Source organism: Gemmobacter sp. (assembly GCF_016792925.1).
Taxonomy (GTDB): Bacteria; Pseudomonadota; Alphaproteobacteria; order Rhodobacterales; family Rhodobacteraceae; genus Gemmobacter.
Map to the genome: position 1 here is coordinate 1 of NZ_JAEULU010000103.1, position 21,845 is coordinate 21,845.

General features: G+C 67.5%; 26 protein-coding genes and 1 riboswitch. Of the genes, 8 read left to right on the forward strand and 18 right to left on the reverse strand.

What is annotated here, in order from left to right; all coding sequences use genetic code 11:
- Window positions 1–75 precede the first annotated feature (75 nt).
- The 11 genes from JNN06_RS05300 to JNN06_RS05350 all read right to left on the reverse strand — a co-directional run bounded on the left by JNN06_RS05300 (window position 76) and on the right by JNN06_RS05350 (window position 9,024).
- A complete protein-coding gene (locus tag JNN06_RS05300; RefSeq protein ID WP_291238552.1) occupies window positions 76–801 on the reverse strand; it encodes an ABC transporter permease in 726 nt (241 codons plus the stop codon).
- A complete protein-coding gene (locus JNN06_RS05305; protein WP_291238553.1) occupies window positions 798–1,469 on the reverse strand; it encodes an ATP-binding cassette domain-containing protein in 672 nt (223 codons plus the stop codon). The genes JNN06_RS05300 and JNN06_RS05305 overlap by 4 nt, the downstream gene beginning before the upstream one ends.
- Window positions 1,466–2,131 carry a thiaminase II gene (tenA, locus tag JNN06_RS05310; RefSeq protein ID WP_291238554.1) on the reverse strand — a complete coding sequence of 222 codons (666 nt, stop codon included), beginning with the start codon at window positions 2,129–2,131 and terminating at the stop codon, window positions 1,466–1,468. The genes JNN06_RS05305 and tenA overlap by 4 nt, the downstream gene beginning before the upstream one ends.
- A complete protein-coding gene (locus JNN06_RS05315; protein ID WP_291238555.1) occupies window positions 2,128–3,075 on the reverse strand; it encodes an ABC transporter substrate-binding protein in 948 nt (315 codons plus the stop codon). Before JNN06_RS05315 ends, tenA begins: the two co-directional genes overlap by 4 nt.
- A 4-nt stretch (window positions 3,076–3,079) precedes the next feature.
- On the reverse strand, window positions 3,080–4,003 hold the full coding sequence (locus JNN06_RS05320; protein ID WP_291238556.1) for a HesA/MoeB/ThiF family protein: 924 nt from the start codon (window positions 4,001–4,003) through the stop codon (window positions 3,080–3,082).
- The gene (locus JNN06_RS05325; protein ID WP_291238557.1) at window positions 4,000–4,596 is read right to left on the reverse strand and encodes a thiamine phosphate synthase; all 597 of its coding nucleotides are present in this window, start codon (window positions 4,594–4,596) and stop codon (window positions 4,000–4,002) included. The genes JNN06_RS05320 and JNN06_RS05325 overlap by 4 nt, the downstream gene beginning before the upstream one ends.
- The gene (locus JNN06_RS05330; RefSeq protein ID WP_291238558.1) at window positions 4,593–5,369 is read right to left on the reverse strand and encodes a thiazole synthase; all 777 of its coding nucleotides are present in this window, start codon (window positions 5,367–5,369) and stop codon (window positions 4,593–4,595) included. Before JNN06_RS05330 ends, JNN06_RS05325 begins: the two co-directional genes overlap by 4 nt.
- Before the next feature lie 3 nt (window positions 5,370–5,372).
- A complete protein-coding gene (gene thiS, locus JNN06_RS05335; RefSeq protein WP_291238559.1) occupies window positions 5,373–5,570 on the reverse strand; it encodes a sulfur carrier protein ThiS in 198 nt (65 codons plus the stop codon).
- Window positions 5,548–6,519, reverse strand: a complete 972-nt coding sequence (locus JNN06_RS05340) for an FAD-dependent oxidoreductase (RefSeq protein WP_291238560.1) — start codon at window positions 6,517–6,519, stop codon at window positions 5,548–5,550. Before JNN06_RS05340 ends, thiS begins: the two co-directional genes overlap by 23 nt.
- A complete protein-coding gene (gene thiD, locus JNN06_RS05345; protein WP_291238561.1) occupies window positions 6,516–7,301 on the reverse strand; it encodes a bifunctional hydroxymethylpyrimidine kinase/phosphomethylpyrimidine kinase in 786 nt (261 codons plus the stop codon). The genes JNN06_RS05340 and thiD overlap by 4 nt, the downstream gene beginning before the upstream one ends.
- A gap of 61 nt (window positions 7,302–7,362) precedes the next feature.
- Window positions 7,363–7,468, reverse strand: a riboswitch (TPP riboswitch).
- A 269-nt stretch (window positions 7,469–7,737) separates the two neighbouring features.
- Window positions 7,738–9,024, reverse strand: a complete 1,287-nt coding sequence (locus tag JNN06_RS05350; protein WP_291238562.1) for an FAD-binding oxidoreductase — start codon at window positions 9,022–9,024, stop codon at window positions 7,738–7,740.
- A gap of 96 nt (window positions 9,025–9,120) precedes the next feature.
- Here JNN06_RS05350 and JNN06_RS05355 point away from each other — a divergent pair, with 96 nt between their 5' ends.
- A complete protein-coding gene (locus JNN06_RS05355) occupies window positions 9,121–10,023 on the forward strand; it encodes a LysR family transcriptional regulator (RefSeq protein WP_291238563.1) in 903 nt (300 codons plus the stop codon).
- 136 nt (window positions 10,024–10,159) lie between these two features.
- Here the strand turns inward: JNN06_RS05355 and JNN06_RS05360 are convergent, their stop codons facing one another.
- The gene (locus JNN06_RS05360; RefSeq protein WP_291238564.1) at window positions 10,160–10,999 is read right to left on the reverse strand and encodes a fumarylacetoacetate hydrolase family protein; all 840 of its coding nucleotides are present in this window, start codon (window positions 10,997–10,999) and stop codon (window positions 10,160–10,162) included.
- 23 nt (window positions 11,000–11,022) lie between these two features.
- Window positions 11,023–11,751: an SDR family oxidoreductase gene (locus JNN06_RS05365; RefSeq protein WP_366812484.1), complete on the reverse strand. Its 729-nt coding sequence runs from the start codon at window positions 11,749–11,751 to the stop codon at window positions 11,023–11,025.
- Between the two features lie 134 nt (window positions 11,752–11,885).
- Between JNN06_RS05365 and JNN06_RS05370 the strand changes: the two genes are divergently transcribed.
- Window positions 11,886–12,218 carry a hypothetical protein gene (locus tag JNN06_RS05370; protein ID WP_291238565.1) on the forward strand — a complete coding sequence of 111 codons (333 nt, stop codon included), beginning with the start codon at window positions 11,886–11,888 and terminating at the stop codon, window positions 12,216–12,218.
- Between the two features lie 108 nt (window positions 12,219–12,326).
- Window positions 12,327–12,851 (forward strand): copper chaperone PCu(A)C, encoded by a 525-nt coding sequence (locus JNN06_RS05375; protein WP_291238566.1) that lies wholly within the window; start codon window positions 12,327–12,329, stop codon window positions 12,849–12,851.
- Window positions 12,852–12,895: 44 nt separating this feature from the next.
- On the opposite strand, the gene JNN06_RS05380 is transcribed toward JNN06_RS05375, so the two are convergent.
- The 3 genes from JNN06_RS05380 to JNN06_RS05390 form a co-directional block, all read right to left on the reverse strand.
- Entirely contained in the window at window positions 12,896–14,323 is a 1,428-nt protein-coding gene (locus tag JNN06_RS05380) for a mannose-1-phosphate guanylyltransferase/mannose-6-phosphate isomerase (RefSeq protein WP_291238567.1), read from the reverse strand.
- Between the two features lie 68 nt (window positions 14,324–14,391).
- Complete coding sequence (locus JNN06_RS05385; RefSeq protein WP_291238568.1) at window positions 14,392–15,648, reverse strand: HAMP domain-containing sensor histidine kinase; 1,257 nt, start codon at window positions 15,646–15,648, stop codon at window positions 14,392–14,394.
- On the reverse strand, window positions 15,645–16,298 hold the full coding sequence (locus JNN06_RS05390) for a response regulator transcription factor (RefSeq protein ID WP_291238569.1): 654 nt from the start codon (window positions 16,296–16,298) through the stop codon (window positions 15,645–15,647). The genes JNN06_RS05385 and JNN06_RS05390 overlap by 4 nt, the downstream gene beginning before the upstream one ends.
- Window positions 16,299–16,412: 114 nt before the next feature.
- On the opposite strand from JNN06_RS05390, the gene JNN06_RS05395 reads away from it, so the two are divergent.
- Genes JNN06_RS05395 through JNN06_RS05410 form a run of 4 tightly spaced genes read left to right on the forward strand, consistent with a single transcriptional unit; the run spans window position 16,413 to window position 19,244 of the window.
- Window positions 16,413–16,676, forward strand: a complete 264-nt coding sequence (locus JNN06_RS05395) for a PepSY domain-containing protein (RefSeq protein WP_291238570.1) — start codon at window positions 16,413–16,415, stop codon at window positions 16,674–16,676.
- Window positions 16,666–17,196, forward strand: a complete 531-nt coding sequence (locus JNN06_RS05400) for a cytochrome b/b6 domain-containing protein (protein ID WP_291238571.1) — start codon at window positions 16,666–16,668, stop codon at window positions 17,194–17,196. Before JNN06_RS05395 ends, JNN06_RS05400 begins: the two co-directional genes overlap by 11 nt.
- A 21-nt stretch (window positions 17,197–17,217) precedes the next feature.
- On the forward strand, window positions 17,218–18,864 hold the full coding sequence (locus JNN06_RS05405; RefSeq protein ID WP_291238572.1) for a sulfatase-like hydrolase/transferase: 1,647 nt from the start codon (window positions 17,218–17,220) through the stop codon (window positions 18,862–18,864).
- Window positions 18,864–19,244 (forward strand): diacylglycerol kinase, encoded by a 381-nt coding sequence (locus JNN06_RS05410; protein WP_291238573.1) that lies wholly within the window; start codon window positions 18,864–18,866, stop codon window positions 19,242–19,244. The genes JNN06_RS05405 and JNN06_RS05410 overlap by 1 nt, the downstream gene beginning before the upstream one ends.
- A gap of 33 nt (window positions 19,245–19,277) precedes the next feature.
- Here JNN06_RS05410 and JNN06_RS05415 read toward each other — a convergent pair whose 3' ends face one another.
- Window positions 19,278–20,237 (reverse strand): glutathione S-transferase C-terminal domain-containing protein, encoded by a 960-nt coding sequence (locus JNN06_RS05415; protein WP_291238574.1) that lies wholly within the window; start codon window positions 20,235–20,237, stop codon window positions 19,278–19,280.
- 12 nt (window positions 20,238–20,249) lie between these two features.
- Window positions 20,250–21,059 carry a 4,5-DOPA dioxygenase extradiol gene (gene ygiD / locus JNN06_RS05420; RefSeq protein ID WP_291238575.1) on the reverse strand — a complete coding sequence of 270 codons (810 nt, stop codon included), beginning with the start codon at window positions 21,057–21,059 and terminating at the stop codon, window positions 20,250–20,252.
- A gap of 96 nt (window positions 21,060–21,155) precedes the next feature.
- Between ygiD and JNN06_RS05425 the strand changes: the two genes are divergently transcribed.
- The coding region (locus JNN06_RS05425) for a LysR family transcriptional regulator (protein WP_291238576.1) at window positions 21,156–21,845 on the forward strand (690 nt) is incomplete at its 3' end.

The window sequence follows — 21,845 nt, forward strand, 5'->3', positions numbered from 1 at the left end:
TCCGGGCGACCACCTCTCGATTCTGGAGCCGCAGAATGTGGGCGCCCTAGCCCGGCATCTGGCGCTGCGGTTGGGCTAACACTCAAATCCGCGCCGCCGCAACGCGTTCTGCAAGCCCCGGTTCACCACGGCTTGCAGCAGCAGCGCCAGCGCGATCACCACCAGAAGCGCCGCGAACATCAGGTCGGTTTTCATCCGTCCATTGGCATGCAGCATCAGCGCGCCCAAGCCTTGCGCGCCCCCCATCCATTCGCCGATCACCGCCCCCAAGGGCGCATACACCGCCGCCAGACGCAGGCCCGAGGCCAGCTGCGGCAGCGCGCCGGGCAGCGCCAGATGCCACAGCACCGCGCGGCGCGACGCCCCCATCACCTGCGCCAGATCGGCCCGCGCGGTGGGCATGGCGCGCATCCCGTCATGCAGGGCCTGCGCCACCGGCGCAAAGGTGATCAGCACCACCATCGCCAGTTTCGGCGCCATGCCAAAGCCCAGCCACAGCGTCAAAATCGGGGCCAGAGCAAAGACCGGGATGCTTTGGCTGACAATCAGCAGCGGCGCGAAGGCCCGGCCCAGCCGGGGCCAGGCCGCCATCATGAGCGCCAAGGCCACGCCGAGGCCAGCGCCAAGCGCCAGCCCGATCAGCGTCGCCGCCCCGGTCAGGGCCGTGGCGGGGGCCAATTCGCCACGATGGGCGACCAAGGCTTGCCCCACCGCCCAAGGGCCGGGCAGCAGGTAGGGCGGCAGGCCGGTGGCCCAGACCCCCGCCTGCCAAAGCAGCAGTGCAAGCGCCAGTCCCTTCATGCCAACAGCCTTTCCATCAGTGCGGCCTGCGCCTCCAGAACTTCGCCTGCGTCATGGGCGCGCGGCACGGCCCCCTTGGGCGCGGGATGCGGCATCAGGCCTGCGCGGGTCAGGATCAGGATCTGGTCGCCCAGCCGCGCGGCCTCGGCCGGGTCATGCGTCACGATCAGCACCCGCCGCCCGGCCAGCAGCCGCAACGCCAGCGCGCCGATCTCCAGCCGCAGCCGGGCATCCAGCGCCGAAAACGGCTCGTCCAGCAGCACAAGCGGGCGATCCTCGGCCAGGGTGCGGGCCAGCGCCACCCGTTGCCGCTGGCCGCCCGAGAGGGTGCCGGGCAGGCGCGCCTCGAACCCCGCCAACCCCACCGCCGCCAACAGCGCCGCCGGATCGGCCGCCCTTTCGCCACGCAGCCGCGCGCCAAGCGTCACGTTCTGCGCCACGCTCAACCAGGGCAGCAACCCATCTTCCTGCGCCATCAGCGCGGCGGGCAGGCGCTGCACTTGCCCCTCAAACACAACGCCTGTTGGCAAGCCCGCCAGCAACCGCAGCAGCGTGGATTTCCCCACGCCCGAGGCGCCCAGCAGGCAGGTCACGCAGCCTTCCGGCAGATCAAGCCGCAGCGGGCCGAACAGGCCCGGCGCCGAACCCTCCAGCCCGCAATCGCTCATCCCTGCACCCAGAAGGCGGCTTCCAGCCGGGTGGCGGTGGCAAAGCGCTGGCTGAGGCTGTGCCAGCGCGGCAGGGTCTCTGCCGCCGGGCCAAGCCGCCGCGCAACCGCCGCATCAATCAGCGCGCCCACCTCGCGGCAGGTTTGCTGATACTCGGCGCCGGCATAGGTCTCGATCCAGTCGCGATAGGGCGTGTCGGGCGCGGCCTCGACCGCCAGCCTTGCGCCGATCTCGGCATAGCCCATGCAGCACGGCGCCAGCGCCGCCAGCAGATCGAGGAAATCGCCGGAATAGCCCGCCTCCAGCACGAAACGGGTATAGGCAAGCGTGCCGGTGGCCTCCTGCGCCGCCTCCAGCGCCTCGGCAGGGATCCCCGCCTCGGCGCACAGCCGCACATGCAGCGCCATCTCGCCCTCCAACAGTGCATGGACAGTGGCGGAACAGGCGCGCATCTCGGCCAGCGTGTCGGCCTTCACCACGCCAAGCGCCCAGGCCCGGCTGAAATGCACCAGAAAGCGGTAATCCTGCACCAGATAATCCAGAAACTGCGCGCGCGGCAGGCTGCCATCCGCCATGCCCTGCACAAAGGCATGGCGGGTGTAATCGGCCCAGGGGCCGGGGCAGGCGCCCCGCCACAGGCCAAAGGCCTTGCCATAGCTCATTGCGCCGCCCCCACATCCAGCGCCAGCTGGCTGACGGGCAGGATGTCCTTGATCAGCCCGGCCTCCAGCAGGAAGGTCTCGAACCTTGCATAGCGGCCCTCATCCAGCGCGGCGGGCGACACGGCAAAGCGGCCAAAGGTATCCTCCCACGCCGCCGTGTTCAGCGCATCGCCCAGATCGGGGGCATGGGCGGCGAAGGTGGCCTTGGCTTCCTCCGGGTGGTTCAGCATGTAATGCGTTGCCTTTTCAATGGCTTGCATAAAGCGCGCGACCTCATCCCGGTTCAGGCTGTCGCGATTGGCCAGAAAGATCAGCTCGTCATAGGCGGGCAGACCTTCTTCCTCCACATGGAAGCAGCGCCCCTTGCCACCGGCCAGCTCCATCTGTTTCAGCTCGAAATTGCGAAAGGCGCCCAGCGTGGCCTCCACCTGCCCCGACATCAGCGAGGGGGTGAGCGACCAGTTCACATTCACCATCTCCACATCCGAGAGTTTCAGCCCGGCCTTGGCCAGCAGCACCGAAAGCGTCGCCTCCTCGAACCCCGCGACCGAATAGCCGATCTTGCGGCCTTTCAGATCCGCGATGGATTGCACCGGCCCATCGGCCTGCACCATGACGCAAGACAACGGCATGCCCACCAAAGTGCCGACGCGAAGCAGCGGCAACCCCTCATGCACCTGCAAATGCAGTTGCGGCTGGTATCCCACCGCCAGATCGGCCTTGCCCGCCGCCACAAGGCGCGGCGGGTCGGCGGGATCGGCGGGGGCAATGATCTCCACCTCCAGCCCGGCCTCGGTGAAGAACCCCTTGTCCTGCGCCAGGATGATTGGGGCGTGATCGGGGTTTATGAACCAGTCCAGCATGAGGGTCAGCTTGTCGGCCGCCAGCGCGGGCGAGGCCGCCAGCAGCGCGGCAAGGGTCAGGGCGGGAAGGCGAAGGGTCATGGCGTCAGTCTCCGGTAGCCAAAAGAACGATGTCGGGATGCGAAAGGGTTTGCGCCGCGCGCCAGGCCCGCAGGCCCGAGCGGCAGGCGATTACCAGCCGCCCCGGTGGCAGGGCAGGGGGCAGGGCGCGCAGGGCGCCGGGGGTCACGGTCTGCGCCGCCTCGTCGCGCAGATCCACCACCAGATCGCCGGGGGCAATCTGGCTGGTGGCGATGAAACGCAGGCCGCTGGCAGGCTCGGGCGCGGTATCGAAGCGAAAGCCGCCCCAGCGGAGGCCCGGCCCCAGCGTGACCAGTTGCCCCATGGGCGAGGGGGCAAGGCCCAGCAGCACCGCCAGCGCCATCTGTGCCTGCATCGCGCCCAGCATGCCGACAACAGGCCCCAGAATGCCCGCCGTGGCACAACTGGCCGCGCGATCGGGCAGATCGGGGAACAGCGCGCGCAGCGAGGGGGCGCTGGCGCAAAACCCGCCACAATACCCCGAAAGGCCCAAGGCGGAGGCCGAGATCAGCGGCACCCCCGCCGCAAGGCAGGCATCCGACAGCGTATAGCTCACCGCGAAACTGTCGGCGCAATCCAGCACCAGATCGGCGCCCGCCACCAGCGCGGGCGCATTGGCCGGTGTCAGCGCCTCGGGCAGGGCCTGCACCTCCACGCGCGGGTCCAGCGCGGCGATGAAACTGGCGGCGGAATGGGCCTTGCCCCAGCCCTCGCGCCCGGCATGGATGGGTTGGCGGTGCAGGTTCGTGGCCTCCACCCGGTCGGGGTCCACCACCGTCAGGCGGCCAATTCCGGCACCGGCCAGATACATCAGCGCAGGCGAGCCCAGCCCCCCGGCGCCCACGATCACCAGATAGGCACGGGCCAGCCGCGCCTGCCCTTCGGCGCCCACCTCGGGCAGGATCATCTGGCGGGCATGGCGGTTCATGCCGTCACCTTGAGCCACGCGCCCATGCGGCCCTCCGGGTCGGGGTTCAGCGTGATGTCGGTCACGGCAGAGACCACATCCGCCCCCGCCGCCAGCGCCGCCGCGCCACGCTCGGGCGTGAGGCCGCCAATCGCCACCAGCGGCACCGCGCCCAACTCGCGCTTCCAGTCGCTGACCCGCGCAAGCCCCTGCGGCGCCCAGGGCATTTGCTTGAGGATCGTGGGCCAGACCGGACCCAAGGCGACATAATCGGGCCGCACCGACAGGGCGCGCGCCAGCTCGCCCTCATCATGGGTGGAAACCCCCAGCCGCAGCCCGGCGCGGCGGATGGCGGGCAGGTCGGCGCCGTCCAGATCCTCCTGCCCCAGATGCAGCCAATCGCAGCCCAGCTCGATGGCCAGCTGCCAATGGTCATTCACCACCAGCGCCGCACCCTGCGCCCGCGCCATATCCTGCGCGGCGCTGATCTCGGCTCGCAGCAGCGCGGTATCTTCGGATTTCAGGCGCAGTTGCACCAGCTTGACCCCGCAGGCAAGGCTGCGCGCCACCCAGGCGGCGCTGTCAAAAATCGGGTAGAAACGCGGCAGGGTCATGCGAGAAAGGCCTTTCCAATGACGGGGGTGGAGGGCACGGCCATCTGGCGCGGCTCGATCGGGTCGGCGCGGTGAGCGGCGCGCCCGGCCTCCAGCGCCAGCGCCATGGCGCGCGCCATCTGCGCCGGATCGCCCGCCTTGGCGACGGCGGTGTTCAGCAGCACGGCGTCAAAACCCATCTCCATCGCCGCCGCCGCATGGCTGGGCAGGCCGATGCCTGCATCCACCACCAGCGGCACCTCGGCAAAACCCGCGCGCAGCGCCCGCAGGCCCTGCGGATGCGCCAACCCAAGGCCCGAGCCAATCGGCGCGCCCCAAGGCATCAGCACCTCGCAACCCGCGCGCAGCAGACGTTCGCAGACCGACAGGTCTTCGGTGCAATAGGGAAACACCTTGAAACCCTGCGCCGAAAGCTCGCCCGCCGCCTCGACCAGTGCGAAAACATCCGGCGCCAGCAGGTCGGTCGCGCCGATCACCTCCAGCTTGATCCAGTCGGTGCCCAGCAATTCGCGCGCCATCTGGGCGGTGGTGATGGCTTCCCTGGCCGTATGGCAACCGGCGGTATTGGGCAGCAGGCGCACGCCCAAACCCTCGACCAGCCGCAGGAAATCCTGCCCGCCCCCAAGACCATGGCCCGCCTCGCGCCGCAGGCTGACGGTGGCAATGCCCGCGCCAGACAGTGCAAACGCCTCGGCCAGAATCGCCGGGCTGGGATAACCCGCCGTGCCCAGCATCAGCGGCGAGGCCACCTCGGTTCCATAGAAAACCGGCATGGCTCAGCCCCCCTGCATCGGTGCGACAATCTCCACCGCATCGCCCGGCGCCAGCGCGGTCTGCGCCCGCAGCCCGGCCGCCACGAATTGCCCGTTCAGCGCGGTGGCCACGCGGGCGGTGCCCAGCCCCTCGGCCTCCAGCAATGCGGCGAGGGTGGGGGCGGCGCTGTCGCGCGGCTCACCGTTGATCGTCAGTTTCATGCCAGAACTCCGGTCTTGATCCATTGGTGATATGGTCGGCCAATTGCTGCGCCACGGCGGGGGCCAGCAAATACCCGTGGCGATACAGGCCATTGGCATAAAGCCGGTCGCCCACGCGCCCGATGCGCGGCAGATTGTCGGGAAAGGCGGGGCGCGCATCGGCGCCGGTTTCCAAGATCTCGGCCTCGCCAAAGGCCGGGTGCAACGCATAGGCGGCGCTGAGGAGTTCCAGCACCGAGCGCGCGGTGACCACCCCGCGCCGGTCGCTTTCGATCATCGTGGCGCCCAGCATGAACACCCCGTCCCCGCGCGGCACAAGGTAGATCGGCACGCGCGGATGCAGCAGCCGCACCGGGCGGGCCAGCGCGATTTCGGGCTGGCGCAGCACCAGCATTTCGCCGCGCACGCCGCGCAGATCGGGCAGCACATCGCGCGCGGCAAGGCCGCGACAGTCGATCATCTGGCCCTGCGCGTCGCCGCCAAACTGTGCGCCTTTGGCCTGCAAGCCTGCCCGCAGCGCGGCGAGGGCGGGGCGCGGGTTCAGATGCGCCTCGGCGCCGAAGAACAGCGCTTGATCAAAGCGTCCGGCCAGATCCGGCTCCAACGCCGCGATGTCTGGCCCGTTCACCGCCACGGCGCCATGGGTGCGGCGGGCAAAACGCGCCAACTCGCCCCGGTCGCGGCCAAGCGCCAGAACCAGCGTGCCCGCCCGCGTGACGGCTGTGTGCTGTTGCCACCAATCCATCGCCGCCTGCCCGTGGCGCAGCACGGGCTCCTCGGCGGATTCGAACTCGCAAAACGGCGCCAACATGCCGCCCGCCCACCAAGAACAGGCCGCGCCGCCGCTTTGCGCCGGGTCGATGAGCCGGACCGAGGCGCCGCGCGCCATCAGCTCGGTCGCGACGCAGAGCCCCATGACACCCGCACCGTATATGGTGAAGTCGCTCATGCCTGCCACCATTGGTGGAAGTGATGCACCGGCCCATGGCCCGAACCCACGCCCAGCCCATCCGCCGCCCTGATCGCGCCATGCAGCCAGTCATGCGCGCGGCCCACAGCTTCGGGCATCGCCAGTCCCTGCGCCAAGCCCGCCGCAATCGCCGCCGAGAGCGAGCAGCCCGTGCCATGAGTGTTCCGGGTTGGCAGGCGCGGTGCCGTGAAACGGTGCAGCGTCGGGCCGCAAAGCTGGTCAAGACAGATCGGCCCTTCGGCATGGCCGCCCTTCAGCAGCACCCATTGCGGCCCCATGGCGCGCAATGCCTGCGGCTCGGGCTGCGTGGTGCCAGCAAGCCGCGCGGCCTCGGGCAGGTTGGGCGTCAGCAGGGTGGCCATGGGCAGCAGCCGCGCTTTCAGCGCCTGCAAGGCGTCATCCTCGATCAGCGCATCGCCCGATTTTGCCACCATCACCGGGTCCAGCACCACCGGCACCGGGCGGGTGGCAAGCGCGGCCTGCAAGGCGTCGGCCACCGCCTCCACCGTCGCCACGCTGCCCAGCATGCCGATTTTCACCGCGCCCACCGCCAGATCGTCGAACACCGCCGCAATCTGCGCCCGGATCATCGCGGGCGAGACGGCCTCAACCGCCGTGACCGCCCGCGTATTCTGCGCGGTGATCGCGGTGATCACGCTGGCGCCATAGCAGCCCAGGGCCGAAAACGCCTTGAGATCGGCCTGAATGCCCGCGCCCCCGCCGCTGTCGGACCCTGCAATGGTCAAGGCTATCGCCGCCATAAGTCACCCCACAAAGGTTGGGGCCACAGGGCGAAAGGGGGATAAGTCTGGCCGAGACAGAGGCACGGCATGGCTCGTTCCCTAGCGCCGGCATGACCCGGATCAGGTTCGATGGGTGCTGTGCCTTGCACATCTCAGCCCCGCACGGGGCGCCCCAACAAGCTATTCCGGGTTGTGTAGGCCGCCCCGGCGGGGGGCGCAAGGGCAGATTTGTGCCATATGCCCGAGGCCATCGCCGAGGTCACGCAGCGCCGTTTGGGCCGGTGGCCCAAAGCCGCCGACGAGCGCCGCCCTCCGGGCGGCGGGCGCTTCGCTCCCGCCGGGTCGGCACGGGCCTATGGTGCGTTGGCTGCGCCGGTTTTGCGGTGGGGTTCCCAAATCGGGCGGGGAAAAGCCGTGCTTTTCCTTTTCCGCCCTCCGTCAGGCCGACCGTTTTTCACAGCCGCGCGCCCGCCAGATGCGCCAGCTGTGCCCCGGCCTCATACCAGCCTTCGCGCAGGCGCCTCAGCCCGGCGGGCTGCGGCGTGGTCACCGGCAGCGGCAGATCGGCATCCGCCACTTCGCCCGCCACCACCCCGGCCAGCAGCTTGCCAAACACCGTGCCCGGCGCAATGCCTCGGCCATTATAGCCGCAAACCGTGATCACATTTTCGGCCAGCCGGTGAAAGCGCGGCAGATTGTCGGCGGTCATGCCGATCTGCCCATACCAGGCCGCCTCGATCCGCACGCCCTTCAACTCGGGCCACAGCCGCGCCATCGCGCGCTGCGCCCAAGCCCGATGCACCGCAGCCCCGCCCCGGCGCAAGGCGCCCACCGAACCAAACACCAGCCGCCCCGCCGCATCGCGCCGGAACGAGGTCAGCACCTCGCGCGTATCCCAACAGCCTTCCCGCCCGGGTGTGATCCGCGCCAACAGATCGGCAGGTAGCGGCTCGGTTGCAAAGTTGAAATAGGGCAGATGCACCTGCTGCGTGCGGATTTCCGGGAAAACCGGGCCAGAGCCATAGGCATCCGTGCCCATCACCACCGATTTCGCCCGCAAAACGCCCTGCGGCGTGGCGATCCGCCAGCCCGCACCGGCGCGCGCCAGCCCCAGAGCCGGGCTGCGCGTATGCATCACCGCTCCCGCTGCAATCGCCGCCCGCGCAAGGCCCCGCGCATAGGCCAGCGGCTGAATGGTGCCCGCCCGCCGATCCAGCAGCGCGCCGGCATAGGCCGAGGTGCCCAGCCTCGCCGCTGTCGCCGCGGCGCTCAGCACCTCCACCGGCGCGCCACGCTTTTGCCATTGCCGCGCGCGTTCGGTGATCTCGGCCAATCCCTTGGCGCCCACGGCCAGATGCAGCGTGCCCTGCCGCTCGGCCTCGCAGGGAATCGCGTGCCGGTCAATCAGCTCGAACACCTGTCGCGGCCCGTCGCCCAGCAGGTCAATCAACCGGTTGCCAAAGTGATCGCCCAGACCTGCACATAGCGCCTCGGGCATCACCCACATGCCCGCATTGACCAAACCCACATTGCGCCCGGCGCCGCCGAACCCGATCTCCGCCGCCTCCAGCACCACCACGCGCAGCCCGCGCTCGGCCAGATGCAGCGCGGTGGAAAGCCCGGTATAGCCCGCGCCGATCACCGCCACATCCGCCGCAGCCTCGCCCTGCAATGGCGTGGTGTCCGGGGCGGGCGGCGCGGTGATCGCCCAAAGCCCATGCGAGTGCGGGTCGGAAAACATGGCGCGGCCTTTCTGCAAACCTCAGGCTTTTCTTGCCTGCGCCGAAGGCCCGCGCTATCCAGAATTCTGCAAGACTTCATTCTGATTGGGAATGACATGCGCGCGCCCCGCCGCTTTCTGCCCTCGCTGCCGCTGCTCTCTGCCTTCGAGGCGGCGGCGCGCACCGGTTCCGTGACCCGCGCGGCGGCAGAGCTGTCGCTGAGCCAAAGCGCCGTGTCGCGCCAGATCCGCGCGCTGGAAGAACAGGTCGGCGTGGCGCTGTTTCACCGCGAAAAGCAAACCATCCGCCTGACGGCCGGGGGCGCCGCCTATGCCCGCGAGGTGCGCGAGGCCCTGGCGAAAATCTCGGCCGCCTCCCTGACCCTGCGCGCGAATCCCATGGGCGGCACGCTCACGCTGGCCGCGCCGCCCAGCCTTGCCGCGCGCTGGCTGCTGCCGCGCTTGCCGGGGTTCATGGCGGCTTGGCCTGCGGTGCAGGTGAATATCATCACTCGTGCAGAGGCCTTTGATTTTACAGGGTCAGGCGTCGATGCGGCGCTGCATTTCGGCAAGCCAGATTGGCCCGGCGCAGGCTCTGTGCGGCTGATGGGCGAAAGCGTGCTGCCGGTCTGTGCCCCATCTTTTCGCACCGAATATGCCTTTGCCGCTGCCCCCGACCTGCGCAGGGCGCCGCTGCTGCATCTCACCTCGCGCCCCGATGCCTGGGAGGTCTGGCTACGCCATCACGGCGCCGATGCCGAGCATGTGCATGGCCTGTTGTTCGACCAATTCGATACCCTAGCCGCCGCCGCGATGGCTGGGCTGGGCATCGCACTGCTGCCCGAATTCCTGTTTCAGGACGAGCTGTCACGCGGGCTTCTACTGCCCGCCCTGCCGCTACCCTTGCGCAGCGACGGCGCCTATCACCTGTGCTGGCCGGAAGACCGCGCCGACCTTCCGCCGCTGATGGCGCTGCGCGATTGGCTTGTGGCAGAGGCCAGTCATTCCGAGCCGGACTGACAGAAAGGGGGCGCTCGCGCCCCCTCTGGGCCATGCGGCCCATTCACCCCCTGAGGATATTTGCATCAGGTTGAAATCCAGTCATGTTCAACCTGATATAAATATCCCGGGGGTTTGGGGGCAGCGCCCCCATCCTTCACGCATCATCCTCGCAGACTTGCCGCTGCACGCCCAGGCCCTCGATCCCCAGCTCCACCACATCACCCGCTTTTAGGTAGCGCGGCGGTTTTTGCCCCATGCCGACGCCGGGCGGGGTGCCGGTGGTGATGATGTCGCCCGGATGCAGCGTGAAGAATTGCGACAGGTAGGAGATCAGGAAAGGCACCTGATAAACCATCGTGGCGGTGCTGCCGTCCTGCATCTTCTCGCCATTCACCGTCAGCCACATATGCAGGTTGTTCGGCTCCGGCACCTCATCGGCGGTCACCAGCCAGGGGCCGGTGGGGCCGAAATTGTCAGAGGATTTGCCCTTGGACCACTGGCCCGACCGCTCGGTCTGGAAGCTGCGCTCGGACACGTCATTGACCACGCAATAGCCCGCCACATGGCTTAGCGCGTCGGCCTCTGCGATGTATTTGCCGGGCTTGCCGATCACGAAGGCCAGTTCCACCTCCCAATCGGTTTTCACCGAGCCGCGCGGGATCAGAATCGGATCATGCGGCCCGCAGATGGCGCTGGTGTATTTGGCAAAGATCACCGGCTCGGGCGGGGTGGCCATGCCGCTTTCAGCGGCGTGGTCAGAGTAATTCAGGCCGATCCCGATGAATTTACCCACCTGTCCCACGCAAGCGCCAATGCGCGGCGAGCCTTCAACCAGCGGCAGGCTTTCGGGGTCGATGCTGCGCAGCCGGTCCAGATCGGCCAGCACGGACCCCGCAATATCCGGCACATGGGCCGAGAGGTCGCGCAGGCGCCCTTCGGCATCCAGCATGCCGGGTTTCTCGGCGCCGCGCGCGCCGTAACGAACGAGTTTCATGGCAATTTCCTTTCCGGGCTGGCTCAAGTGGTCCAGCCACCGTCGATGACATGTTCGGTGCCTGTGGTGAAGGCGGATTCGTCGGCGGCCAGATAGCAGACCAGCGCCGCGATTTCCTCGGCCCGGCCCAGACGCCCCATGGGTTGACGCGCCACAAAGGCCTTCATCGCGCCCTCGTAATCGCCGGTGGCGCGCAAGCGCTCGTGCAGGCTGGGGCTCTCCACCGTGCCGGGGCAGATCGCGTTGCAGCGGATGCCTTGCGTGACGTAATCGGCGGCGACGGCGCGGGTCAGCCCCACCACGGCGGCCTTGGAGGCGGCATAGACGGCGCGGCTCACCGGCCCCTTTTTCGGCCCCACGACCGAAGACATGTTGATGATCGAGCCCGCCCCCTGCGCCAGCATGCCGGGCAGCACGGCGCGGATCATGCGGAACTGCGCCTTCACGTTCAGATCAAAGGCCAGATCCCATTCCGCCTCGCTCGCCTCCAGCACGGTGCCCGCATGCACGATGCCCGCGCAGTTGAACAGCACGTCCACCGGGCCGACCTCGGCCATCAGCGCCGCGATCGCCGCCGTATCGCGCACATCGAGCGGGCGCGGCGTGACGCCCTCCATATCGGCCAGCAGGGCAGGGTTGATGTCGGTCGCGATGACCTCTGCCCCCTCTGCCGCCATGCGCAGCGCCGAGGCGCGGCCGATCCCTTGCCCCGCCGCCGTGACCAGCGCGCGTTTGCCCTGCAATCGCTGCATCTTCGCCCTCCTGATTCCCGGGGTCAGGATAGCCGATGCAAGCCGAAGGGTTTGCCAGGATGCGACAGCGTGGCGGGTTGATTTTCGCCCGGTGATGGGCCAAGCCTGTGCCCATGATGCACCGGATGCGGATCATGTGGCTGGCCCTTGTGGGCGTGTTGACCCTCGCGCTTGCCGCGACCGGCTTCGCGCATCGCATGCCCACGGCCCAGCAGGCGCAGCTGGAGATCATCGCCCAGATGGGCGGCCTGGCCGAGATTTGCGCCGATCTGAATGGCGATGGCGTGCCGGATGATGATTGCCCGGTCTGCCATCTGACCGGCGGCGCCGATCTTCCGCCCGCCAGCCCCACCGCCCGGCCTGCCGATCTGGCCTTTGTGGCGGTGCAGGTTGCCCCGCGCGAAAGCCGCGCCATCCGTGCCGTGCTGGACCCGGCGCATGCCCTGCGCGCGCCCCCTGTGGCCTGACAGCGCCGCCCCGCTTTTCTGCCAATCCTGCCCTTTTTCCCCCGTCGCGCCCGGCTTGCCGCGTCGCGCCCAGTTCAGCCCCGTCGGCTGACCCACCGGAGACCTGTGATGAAACTGTTCCTTGGCCTGATGGCCGCCCTGATGATCTCGACCGCCGCCGCCGCGCATAGCGTGAAAAGCGGCGATCTGGAGATCATTCACCCCAATATCCCGCAACCTGCCGCCAGCGCGAAATCGGCGGCGGGCTATATGGCGATTGCCAATGAGGGCGCCTCGGCCGACCGTCTGATCGGGATCGAGACCGCCGCCGCGCAGAAAGCCATGATCCACACCACGGAAACCAGCGCCGATGGCGTGGCCCGCATGGTCCATCTGGAGGTGCTGGAGATTCCGGCAGGCGATACCGTGGTGCTGGAGCCCGGCGGCATGCATGTGATGCTGATGGGCCTGACCCAAAGCCTCAAGGAAGGCGACATGGTGCCCGCCGCCCTGATCTTTGAACAGGCGGGCCGGGTGGAGGTGGAATTCATGGTCGATCCCACGGATGGCGTCGATCATTCCAAGATGAACCACGGCAGCATGAACCCCGGGGCCGAGGCCCCCGCCGATCCCCATGCTGGCCACAGCAACTGAGGCAGCTTCACGCGCGGGCGCAGACTGCCGCCCGCGCGTGAAGCTCAGCCCTTGGCGCCCTGACCCCGGGAATAGACATCCTCATACCGCAGGATGTCATCCTCGCCCAGATAGGCGCCGGTTTGCACCTCGATCAGCACCATCGGCACCTGACCGGGGTTTTCCATCCGGTGTTTGGCGCCTAGGGGGATGTAGACCGACTGGTTCTCGGTCACCAGTTGCACCGTGTCATTGATCGTCACGCGGGCGGTGCCCGATACCACGATCCAATGTTCCGAGCGGTGGAAATGGCTTTGCAGCGACAGCGCCGCACCGGGATGCACGGTGATGCGCTTCACCTGAAAGCGGTCGGCCAGCGCCAGCGTCTCGAACCAGCCCCAGGGGCGGTGATCGCGCGGAAAGGCCTCGGCCTGGCGGGCGCCCTTGGCCTTCAGCGCGTCGACCGCGCGTGTCACATCCTGCGCGCGGCGGCGATCAGCCACCAGAACGGCGTCATTCATGGCCACTGCGATGATGTTGGTGAGGCCAATGCCCACCAGCTCCACCCCGTCACTGTCTGACCGCAGCAGCGTGTCGGCGCAATCAATCGCCGTCACCTCGCCCGAGGTGGAAACTCCGGCGGCATCGGCGCCCATCTCGCGCGCCACGGCGTCCCAGCCGCCAAGGTCGTTCCAGCCCGCATCATAGGCCACCACCGACAGGTTCGGCGCGCGCTCCATCACCGCATAATCGACCGAGATCGCCTCGGCCTTCTCCCAGGCCGCAGCCTCCAGCCGCAAAAAGCCCAGATCGGCGCGGGCGCCCGCCACGGCAGCCTCCACTGGAGGCAGCAGCGCTGGGGCATGGGCGCGGAAGGCCTCCAGCATGCTGCGGGCCGAGAACAGGAAGATCCCCGCATTCCACAGGAAGTTTCCGGCGGCCAGCATGGCCTCGGCGCGCGGCAGGTCGGGCTTTTCGACAAAGCGGGTCAGCGGCACGGCAGCCGCGCCCGCCGGCGCCGAAAGCTCCAGCCAGCCATAGCCGGTTTCCGGGTGAGTGGGCGTGATGCCAAAAGTGACGATCTGCCCCGCCTGCGCGGCAGGCACGCCCCGCGCCACGGCGGCGCGGAAGGCCTCCGGGTTGGAGATCGCGTGATCGGAAGGCGCGACCAGCAGCAGCGCCTCGGGGTCGGTGGCCGCCACATGCAGCACGGCGGCCAGCACGGCGGGGGCAGTATTGCGCGCCGAAGGCTCGATCAGGATGGCGCCGGGGTCGATCCCGGCTGCCAGCAGCTGTTCCGTCACGATAAAGCGGAAATCCGATCCGGTCACCACCACCGGCGCCGCGAAGCCCGGCCCGGCCAGACGCCGCGCCGAGGCGGTGAACAGGCTTTCCGTCCCGGTCAGCGGCACGAATTGCTTGGGATAGCCCTTGCGGGACAGGGGCCAGAGCCGCGTGCCAGAGCCGCCGCAGAGAAGAACAGGAGCGATCATCGAAACCCCGAACAACGCCAATCTTTGCCGCAGGTTAGTGCGTCATGCCGGTTTTGGATAGCCGCCGCTCAGGGCCTGAGCGCGGCAAAATCAAGGCGCACTGTGGCGCGGCCCGCCTCGATCCGCCATTCCGGCACCAGCCCCAGATCGCGCGCCAGCGTTTCAGCGATGAACAGGCCAAGGCCCATCCCGCCCGAGCCCTCGCGCCGCTCAAACGGGGCAGGGCGGAAGGCTGCGCCCTCGGCCACGGCGTTGGAAATACTCAAAACGCCCGCAGGCTCCAGCCGCAGCCGCACCTCGCCCGTGCCATGCTGCACCGCGTTTTCCAGCAGGTTGCGCAGCAGGATGGCCAGCGCATCGGCATCGGCGCGCAGCGGCAGGGCGGTCAGGTCGCCATCGTCCAGCCGCGCCTTCACCCCGGTTTGCCGCGCCACCTCCTCCACGATCAGAGGCAGCACCCGCAGCAGATCGGTCTCGCCCCGATGCTGGCCCAGACCCGCCTCGGTGCGCGCCAGCTGCAACAGCCGCTCCACCCGCTGCGTCAGGGTGTCCAGCGTGGCAATGGCGGCAGGGGCGGCGGCGCTGCCGCCCAACTCCAGCTGCGCCCGCGCAGTGGCAAGCGGCGTGCGCAGCTCATGCGCGGCATTCGCCACGAAATGCCGCTCGGCCACTCGCAGCGCCGCGATGCGATCCAGATAGAGGTTCAGCGCCTGCGCCAGCGGCTGCATCTCGCGCGGCAGGCCCGCATCGGGCAGCGCCGACAGATCATCGGGGCGCCGCGCGCCCACCTGATCGGCAAAGGCCCCCACCGGGCGCAGGGCCCCCAAAACCACCCGGCGCGCCAGCAGCACCACCAGCGCCAGCAGCGGCAGCAGCAGCACGACAAAGGCGCTGCCCGCCTCCAGCACCTCTTCGCGCCGCCAGGCCCGGCTGTGGCCGATCTCGATCACCGCCTCATCCGCCGTCTGCCGATAGACGCGCCAGCCCTCCGCCTCGGCAAAGCCATCCTCCGCCATGGCAGGCCAGGGCGCCAGCGGCGGCGTGCCATGTTCGGGATAGATGCGCATCATCTGCTCGCCATCATCGGGCGACAGGCCCAATGCGCGCGGAATGGCATCGCGCCCATGGCCATGTTCGGCGGAATCCAGCAGAAGCGCCGTCACCTCGGCCACCTTCTCCATCTCCTCGTCGAACATCTCGTTCATTTCATGGGTCAGCGCCCAAAGCGCGAGACCCATGGTGGCGATCCAGCCCGCAGCCACCGTCGCCAGCACATGCCGCGTCAGCCGTCCGACCAGCGACCATCTGGGGCGAGACGCGCTCATGCGATCATATACCCCAAGCCCCGCCGCGTCTCGATCACGCCCGGTCCCAGTTTCTGCCGCAGGCGCGAAACGTAAACCTCCACCGCATTGCCCTCGATCGTGTCGTCAAAGGCATAAAGCGCCTCCTCCAGCGCGGGCTTGCTAAGGATGCGGCCCCGCGCCCCCAAAAGCGCCTCGAACAGCGACCATTCCCGCGCCGTCAACCGCAGCTCTTCGCCCGCGCGCCAGACCTTTGCGCCCGCCCGGTCCACCTCCAGCCCGGCCACCGCCAGCCGATTGGCAGGCGCCCCTTGCCCGCGCCGGGCATGGGCGCGGATGCGCGCCGACAGCTCGCGCAGGTCAAAGGGCTTCACCACATAATCATCCGCCCCGGCATCCAGCCCGGCGATGCGGTCGCTGATCTGGTCGCGCGCCGTGGCGATCAGCACCGGCGTGCGATCCCCCGCGCCCCGGCGGTTGCGCAACAGCGTGAGCCCAGAGCCATCCGGCAGGCCCAGATCCAGGATCACGCAGGCATACTCTGCCACCGCCATGGCCGCCCCGGCCTCATCCAGCGTGGCGGCATGATCGACAGCATGGCCTTCGCCGCGCAGAAACTCCTGCACTGCGCGGGCCAGATCGGGCGTATCTTCCACCAAAAGCAATCTCATGCCCGCGATCCTAGGCCCGCGCGCGCCCAAGTGCAAATTCCGCGATCCTGTAAGCCTGCTGCAAGGTTGGGGCCACCATAAGGGCGGCATGGCATCAAACCCAAGGAGAGCCGGATGCGTAAACTCGTTGTTCTTTCCACCCTCGCCCTCGGCGCGGCCACCCTGCCCGCATGGGCCGAAGAGCGCTGCACCGTGCCGCAAGCCGAATGGCGGACCGAGGCCGATCTGACCGCCGATTTGACGGCGAAGGGCTGGACCATCGCCCAGATCAAGACCGAAGACGGCTGCTATGAGGTCTATGGCACCGACAAGGATGGCGCCAAGCAAGAGGTCTTCATCGACCCGAAAACCTTTGAAATCGTCGGCCATGACGACTGAGCCGATGGTGAAGGTCTGGGACCCGCTGCAACGCGGGTTCCACTGGCTGTTGCTGGTCATGATCGCGACCTGCTGGCTGACCGGCGAGGATGGCCCCAAGACCCTGCATCAGGCCTCTGGCTATGTGGCGGGCGGGCTGATTGCCTTTCGCCTTGTCTGGGGCGTCATCGGCAGCCGCCATGCCCGCTTTGCCGATTTCGTGCGCGGCCCGCGCGCGGTGCTGGCCTATCTGGCCTCGCTCTGGCGTGGCGAGGAGGCCCGCCATCTGGGCCATAACCCTGCGGGCGGCGCGATGATCCTGGCGCTGCTGGCCGTGGTGGGCACCACCGCGCTGACCGGCTGGTTGCAGACCACGGACCTGTTCTGGGGCAGCGCCGCGCTGGAGGAGCTGCACGAGATTGCGGCCAACCTCATTCTGGTGCTGGCGGCCTTTCACCTCTGCGGCGTGCTGTATGAAAGCTGGCGCCACCGCGAAAACCTGATCACCGCCATGATCGACGGCAAGAAACGCGCCGACTGACCGGCCATTGGACATCCTCACATGACTGCCATTCCGCATGCCGCGCCCGCTTTGTGGCGCCGGCCCGACATCACGCCGCTCGCGCTCAATATCACCGTCGCCACCTGGATCATGGCGATCTGCAACGGCGGCTTCTGGTCGGCGGCGGCGGGCATTTTCAAAGGCGCCCCGCTGGAGCTTCTGGGCATCGCGGCGGCGGTCTGGTCGGTGACGTTTTTCACCCTCTCGCTGGTCAGCTTGCCAGTGCTGCACCGCCCGGCTGCGGCGCTGCTGATCCTGATTTCGGCGGCGGCCTCCTATTATCAGGATACGCTCGGCGTGCTGATCGACCGCGAGATGGTGCGCAACATCATGCAAACCACTTTCACGGAATCGAAACACCTCATTACACTTGGCTATGTGCAAACCATGCTGCTGAAGGGCGTGCTGCCCGCCGCCGCGATCTTCTGGCCGCGTCTGGTGCCGGTGCCGTTCCGCCATCTTCTGTGGCGTTGGCCGCTGGGCATTGCGGTGGGCTTTGCTCTGACCGTGGGCTTTCTGCTGACCGATTTCAAAGCCTATTCGGCCGTGATCCGCGAACAAAAGCAGATGATGGGGGCCTATCAGCCCGGCGCGACCCTCGCGGCGGTGTTCAAATATGGCAAGGACCAGTTCCGTGGCGCGCAGATCGTGGCACAGCCTTTGGGCCGCGATGCGACCAAGGGCCCGGCGCTCCTGGCGGCCGAAAAGCCCGCGCTGCTGATCCTGTTCGTGGGCGAGACCGCGCGGGCGCAGAATTTCGGCCTGAACGGCTATGCCCGCGATACCACACCGGAATTACGGGCGCGGGGCGTCCTCAATTATACCCAGGCCACCTCCTGCGGCACCTCCACCGCCGTCTCGGTGCCCTGCATGTTCTCACCCTTTGCGGCGGAAGATTACACGCGGCAAAAGTTCCTCGGCTCGGAAAACCTGCTGGATGTGCTGGCCCATGCCGGTATGAAGGTGGAATGGTGGGACAATAACACCGGCGATCAGGTGGTGGCCAAGCGCATCGGCTGGACCAAGGTGGATGCCACCCTGAACCCCGCCGCCTGCGCCGAAGGCGAATGCACCGATGAGGCGCTGCTGACCGTGATCGACCGCACGATTGCCACCATGAAAGACGACACGGTGTTGGTGTTGCATATGATCGGCAGCCATGGCCCGGCCTATTACCTGCGCTATCCGCAAGCCCGCGCCACCTTCACCCCCGATTGCCGCAGCGCGCAGTTCTCCGACTGCACGCCCGAGGAGATCGTGAATGCCTATGACAATTCGATCCTGCAAACGGATCGGGTCGTGGCCGCCGCCATTGACCGGGCGCAGGCGGCAACCGGCATTCTGCCCGCCGTGCTGTTCATGTCCGATCACGGCGAGTCGCTGGGCGAAGGCGGCCTGTATCTGCACGCCGCGCCGCGCTTCATGGCGCCCGATGTGCAGACCCATGTGCCCTTCGTGCTGTGGCTGTCCGACCGCTTCCAGACAGCGCTGGGCGTTGATGCAAGCTGTCTGGCGCAAGAGACCGCAGCCCCGGTCAGCCATGACAACCTGTTCCACACCGTGCTAGGGCTGATGGATATTCAAACGGCGGTGCGCGGCGACGGGCTCGATCTCACCTCGCCCTGCCGCAAGAAGGGCGCGATGTGATGAATAATGAACGCAAGGTGGTGCCACCCCGCAAGGGCTTGCTGCATCTGATGGATGCAGCCGGATATTCCCTGCAAGGCCTGCGCCGCCTGCTGCGCGAATCCGCGGCACGGCAAGAGGTGGCGGCCGGGCTGCTGGGCACGGCGGCCTTGGGCATCCGAGGGGCGTCGGTCGGTCAGATCCTCACCTTTGGGATGCTGGTTCTGGCGCTTCTGGCGGTCGAGGCGCTGAACACCGCACTGGAGGAGGTGGTCGATCACCTCTCGCCCGGCTGGTCGGAAATGGCCAGAAACGCCAAGGATCTGGGGTCGCTGGCCGTGGGGCTGGTGGCGGTGATCTTGGCGGCGCAATTTGGCTGGGCAATGCTCTGCCCAGCCTGATGTATACATGTATACATTACGATTTCCCGCGCCTCACCCGGCCAAAAGCGCGCTCACATGCGCCGGGGGCGCGGGGCGGATGCCCTTGGGGTTCAGCGCCTTGATGCTGTAATATCCGGCGATGATGTGATCCATGTTCACCGTCTCGCGAATGCAGGGCTGGCGCAGCATGTGCGCCATCCAGGCACTGATCCTCGGGTAATCCGCCACCCGCCGCAGGTTGGTTTTGAACAGCCCGTGATAGGCCGCATCAAAGCGGATCGCGGTGACAAAGGCCCGAATATCCAGCTCGGTCAAACGATTGCCTAGCAGGAATTCGCCCTCCAGCATCGCCTCCAATTCGTCCAGCTGGGTAAACACCCCGGCCACCGCCTCGTCATAAGCGGCTTGCGTGCTGGCGAACCCGGCCTTGTAGACGCCATTGTTGAACAGATCATACAGGCGCGGGGCAAAGCCCTCGATCTGCGGGGCCAGATCGGGCGGGCAAAGACGCGGCGTGGCCGGGGCAATGCTGTCAAACGCGCTGTCGAACATGCGCAGAATATCGGCGCTTTCATTGTTCACCATCACATTGCGCTGCATGTCCCACAGCACCGGCACCGTGGCACGCCCGGTGTAAATCGGGTCAGCTTTGGTATAGATTTCATGCAGATAGCGGGCGCCAAAGACCGGGTCTTCGTCCGCCCCCTCATAGCCGCCGAACTGCCAGCCCTGATCGCTGAGGCGCGGGTTCACCACCGTCACCGGCACAATATCCTGCAACCCCTTCAGCGCCCGCGCCATCAGCGTGCGGCAGGCCCAGGGGCAGATATAGGCGACATACAGTCGATAGCGCCCGGCCTCGGCCTTGAAGCCGCCCTCGCCCGTCGGTCCGGCTGCGCCATCGGGCGTGATCCAGTTGCGAAAGCTGGAGGTCTGGCGCACAAAGCGCCCCTGCGCATCGGCCTTTTGCACCGGGTCCCAATCGGCAGTCCAAACCCCGTTCACCAGCATGATAACCCCCTGTCAGTAATAGACAAAACTGCGCATCGAGACCGAGGCGATGTCGATGCTGTCATTCATGTAGATCAGCCGGTCCCTGGCATCTGACGCGCCCGCAATGGTCAGCGCGGGCAGGTAGTGATCCAGCGAAGGATGTGCCATTTGCAGCAGCCCGCCCAGTTGCGCGCGGTTGGCAATCGCCTTGTGATCGCGGTTGCTCAGCCGGTCTGCGAAATAGGCGTCGAACTCGATGGCCCAGTCATAGGGCTTGCCGCCAAACCGCATGGCGCGCAGGTTATGCACCACATTGCCCGATCCCAGGATCAGCACGCCGCGATGGCGCAGATCGGCCAAGGCGCGGCCGATTTCGAGGTGGTGCGGCAGGTCGGCGCTCATATCGATCGACAGTTGGAACACCGGCACATCGGCCTCAGGATACATCGAGGCCAGCACCGACCAGGCACCGTGATCGAGACCCCAGGTCTCGTCCTCCTCGGCGTGGTGGCTGGCCAGCATGGTCACCACCTCGCGCGCCATCTCGGGCGCGCCGGGGGCGGGGTATTGCATCGCGTGCAGTTCGGGCGGGAAGCCGTAGAAATCATGGATGGTTTCGGGCTTTGCGTTCACCGATACCAGCGTGGTGCCGCGCGTCATCCAATGCGCCGAAACCACCAGAATGGCCTGCGGTCGCGGCAGGTTTTGCCCCAGGGCGGCCCAGCTTTTGGCATAGGGGTTATCCTCAATGGCGTTCATCGGGCTGCCATGGCCCAAAAACACCAAGGGCATCTTGTCCGAGGTCTTGAGGCTGTCTTTCAGGCGGGTGAGGTCAAGCATGATATGTCCCCTTTCTTGGGGGCAAGATGGGGCTTGCCGGCCCGGAATGATATGGCGAAGATGGCGAATGACTTTCGCCATAGTGTTCTGAATGCCATGAATCTTCTGGATGGGCTGCGCGCCTTTGCCGCCACGGCGGAAACCGGGTCTTTCACCGCCGGGGCAGAGCGTTTGGGCGTGTCGAACCGCCTCACCTCCAAACATGTGGCCGAGCTGGAGGCGCGCTTGGGGGTGCGGTTGTTCCAGCGCACCACCCGCAAGCTGGGCCTGACCACGGCGGGCGAGGTGCTGCTGGCCCGCGCGCCTGCGCTGCTGGAGGAGCTGGACAGCCTGCTGGCCGAGGTCAGCGAAGGCTCGCGCGGGTTTACCGGGGCCTTGCGCATCTCGGCCCCGGTGAATTTCGGCGAGCGTCATGTGCAGGTGATGCTGGCCGAATTTGCAGCGCTGCACCCGGCCTTAAGCATTGATCTGCGCCTGTCTGACGCGCATGTCGATCTGGCGGCAGAGGGGATTGATCTGGCTTTCCGCGTCGGCTTTGGCGGCAACAGCACCTTGAAGCGGCGCAAGCTGGGCGAGGTGGGGTCGGTTCTGGTGGCCAGCCCCGATTACCTTGCCTTGCGGCCTGCGCCTGCAACGCCACAAGATCTGCGCCATCACGCCTGTATCGTCGATACCAACCGGGCCGATCCGGCGCGGTGGATCTTCATGCAAAACCGGGTGCCCGTGGCGGTGCAGGTGCCCAGCCGGTTCCGGGTGAACAGCGCGCAGGTGGCGCGCGATCTGGCG

Bases quoted from the DNA above. Each gene is read 5' to 3' on its own strand.
- JNN06_RS05365 (WP_366812484.1), bottom strand. From the start codon at position 11,751: ATGCAGCGATTGCAGGGCAAACGCGCGCTGGTCACGGCGGCGGGGCAA.
- JNN06_RS05315 (WP_291238555.1), bottom strand. From the start codon at position 3,075: ATGACCCTTCGCCTTCCCGCCCTGACCCTTGCCGCGCTGCTGGCGGCC.
- JNN06_RS05340 (WP_291238560.1), bottom strand. From the start codon at position 6,519: ATGAGCGACTTCACCATATACGGTGCGGGTGTCATGGGGCTCTGCGTC.
- JNN06_RS05355 (WP_291238563.1), top strand. From the start codon at position 9,121: ATGCGCGCGCCCCGCCGCTTTCTGCCCTCGCTGCCGCTGCTCTCTGCC.
- JNN06_RS05400 (WP_291238571.1), top strand. From the start codon at position 16,666: ATGACGACTGAGCCGATGGTGAAGGTCTGGGACCCGCTGCAACGCGGG.
- JNN06_RS05350 (WP_291238562.1), bottom strand. From the start codon at position 9,024: ATGTTTTCCGACCCGCACTCGCATGGGCTTTGGGCGATCACCGCGCCG.
- thiS (WP_291238559.1), bottom strand. From the start codon at position 5,570: ATGAAACTGACGATCAACGGTGAGCCGCGCGACAGCGCCGCCCCCACC.
- JNN06_RS05360 (WP_291238564.1), bottom strand. From the start codon at position 10,999: ATGAAACTCGTTCGTTACGGCGCGCGCGGCGCCGAGAAACCCGGCATG.
- ygiD (WP_291238575.1), bottom strand. From the start codon at position 21,059: ATGCTTGACCTCACCCGCCTGAAAGACAGCCTCAAGACCTCGGACAAG.
- thiD (WP_291238561.1), bottom strand. From the start codon at position 7,301: ATGGCGGCGATAGCCTTGACCATTGCAGGGTCCGACAGCGGCGGGGGC.
- JNN06_RS05395 (WP_291238570.1), top strand. From the start codon at position 16,413: ATGCGTAAACTCGTTGTTCTTTCCACCCTCGCCCTCGGCGCGGCCACC.
- JNN06_RS05390 (WP_291238569.1), bottom strand. From the start codon at position 16,298: ATGAGATTGCTTTTGGTGGAAGATACGCCCGATCTGGCCCGCGCAGTG.
- JNN06_RS05405 (WP_291238572.1), top strand. From the start codon at position 17,218: ATGACTGCCATTCCGCATGCCGCGCCCGCTTTGTGGCGCCGGCCCGAC.
- JNN06_RS05380 (WP_291238567.1), bottom strand. From the start codon at position 14,323: ATGATCGCTCCTGTTCTTCTCTGCGGCGGCTCTGGCACGCGGCTCTGG.
- JNN06_RS05320 (WP_291238556.1), bottom strand. From the start codon at position 4,003: ATGAACCGCCATGCCCGCCAGATGATCCTGCCCGAGGTGGGCGCCGAA.
- JNN06_RS05415 (WP_291238574.1), bottom strand. From the start codon at position 20,237: ATGCTGGTGAACGGGGTTTGGACTGCCGATTGGGACCCGGTGCAAAAG.
- JNN06_RS05385 (WP_291238568.1), bottom strand. From the start codon at position 15,648: ATGAGCGCGTCTCGCCCCAGATGGTCGCTGGTCGGACGGCTGACGCGG.
- JNN06_RS05300 (WP_291238552.1), bottom strand. From the start codon at position 801: ATGAAGGGACTGGCGCTTGCACTGCTGCTTTGGCAGGCGGGGGTCTGG.
- JNN06_RS05330 (WP_291238558.1), bottom strand. From the start codon at position 5,369: ATGCCGGTTTTCTATGGAACCGAGGTGGCCTCGCCGCTGATGCTGGGC.
- JNN06_RS05370 (WP_291238565.1), top strand. From the start codon at position 11,886: ATGTGGCTGGCCCTTGTGGGCGTGTTGACCCTCGCGCTTGCCGCGACC.
- JNN06_RS05325 (WP_291238557.1), bottom strand. From the start codon at position 4,596: ATGACCCTGCCGCGTTTCTACCCGATTTTTGACAGCGCCGCCTGGGTG.
- JNN06_RS05305 (WP_291238553.1), bottom strand. From the start codon at position 1,469: ATGAGCGATTGCGGGCTGGAGGGTTCGGCGCCGGGCCTGTTCGGCCCG.
- JNN06_RS05410 (WP_291238573.1), top strand. From the start codon at position 18,864: ATGAATAATGAACGCAAGGTGGTGCCACCCCGCAAGGGCTTGCTGCAT.
- JNN06_RS05375 (WP_291238566.1), top strand. From the start codon at position 12,327: ATGAAACTGTTCCTTGGCCTGATGGCCGCCCTGATGATCTCGACCGCC.
- tenA (WP_291238554.1), bottom strand. From the start codon at position 2,131: ATGAGCTATGGCAAGGCCTTTGGCCTGTGGCGGGGCGCCTGCCCCGGC.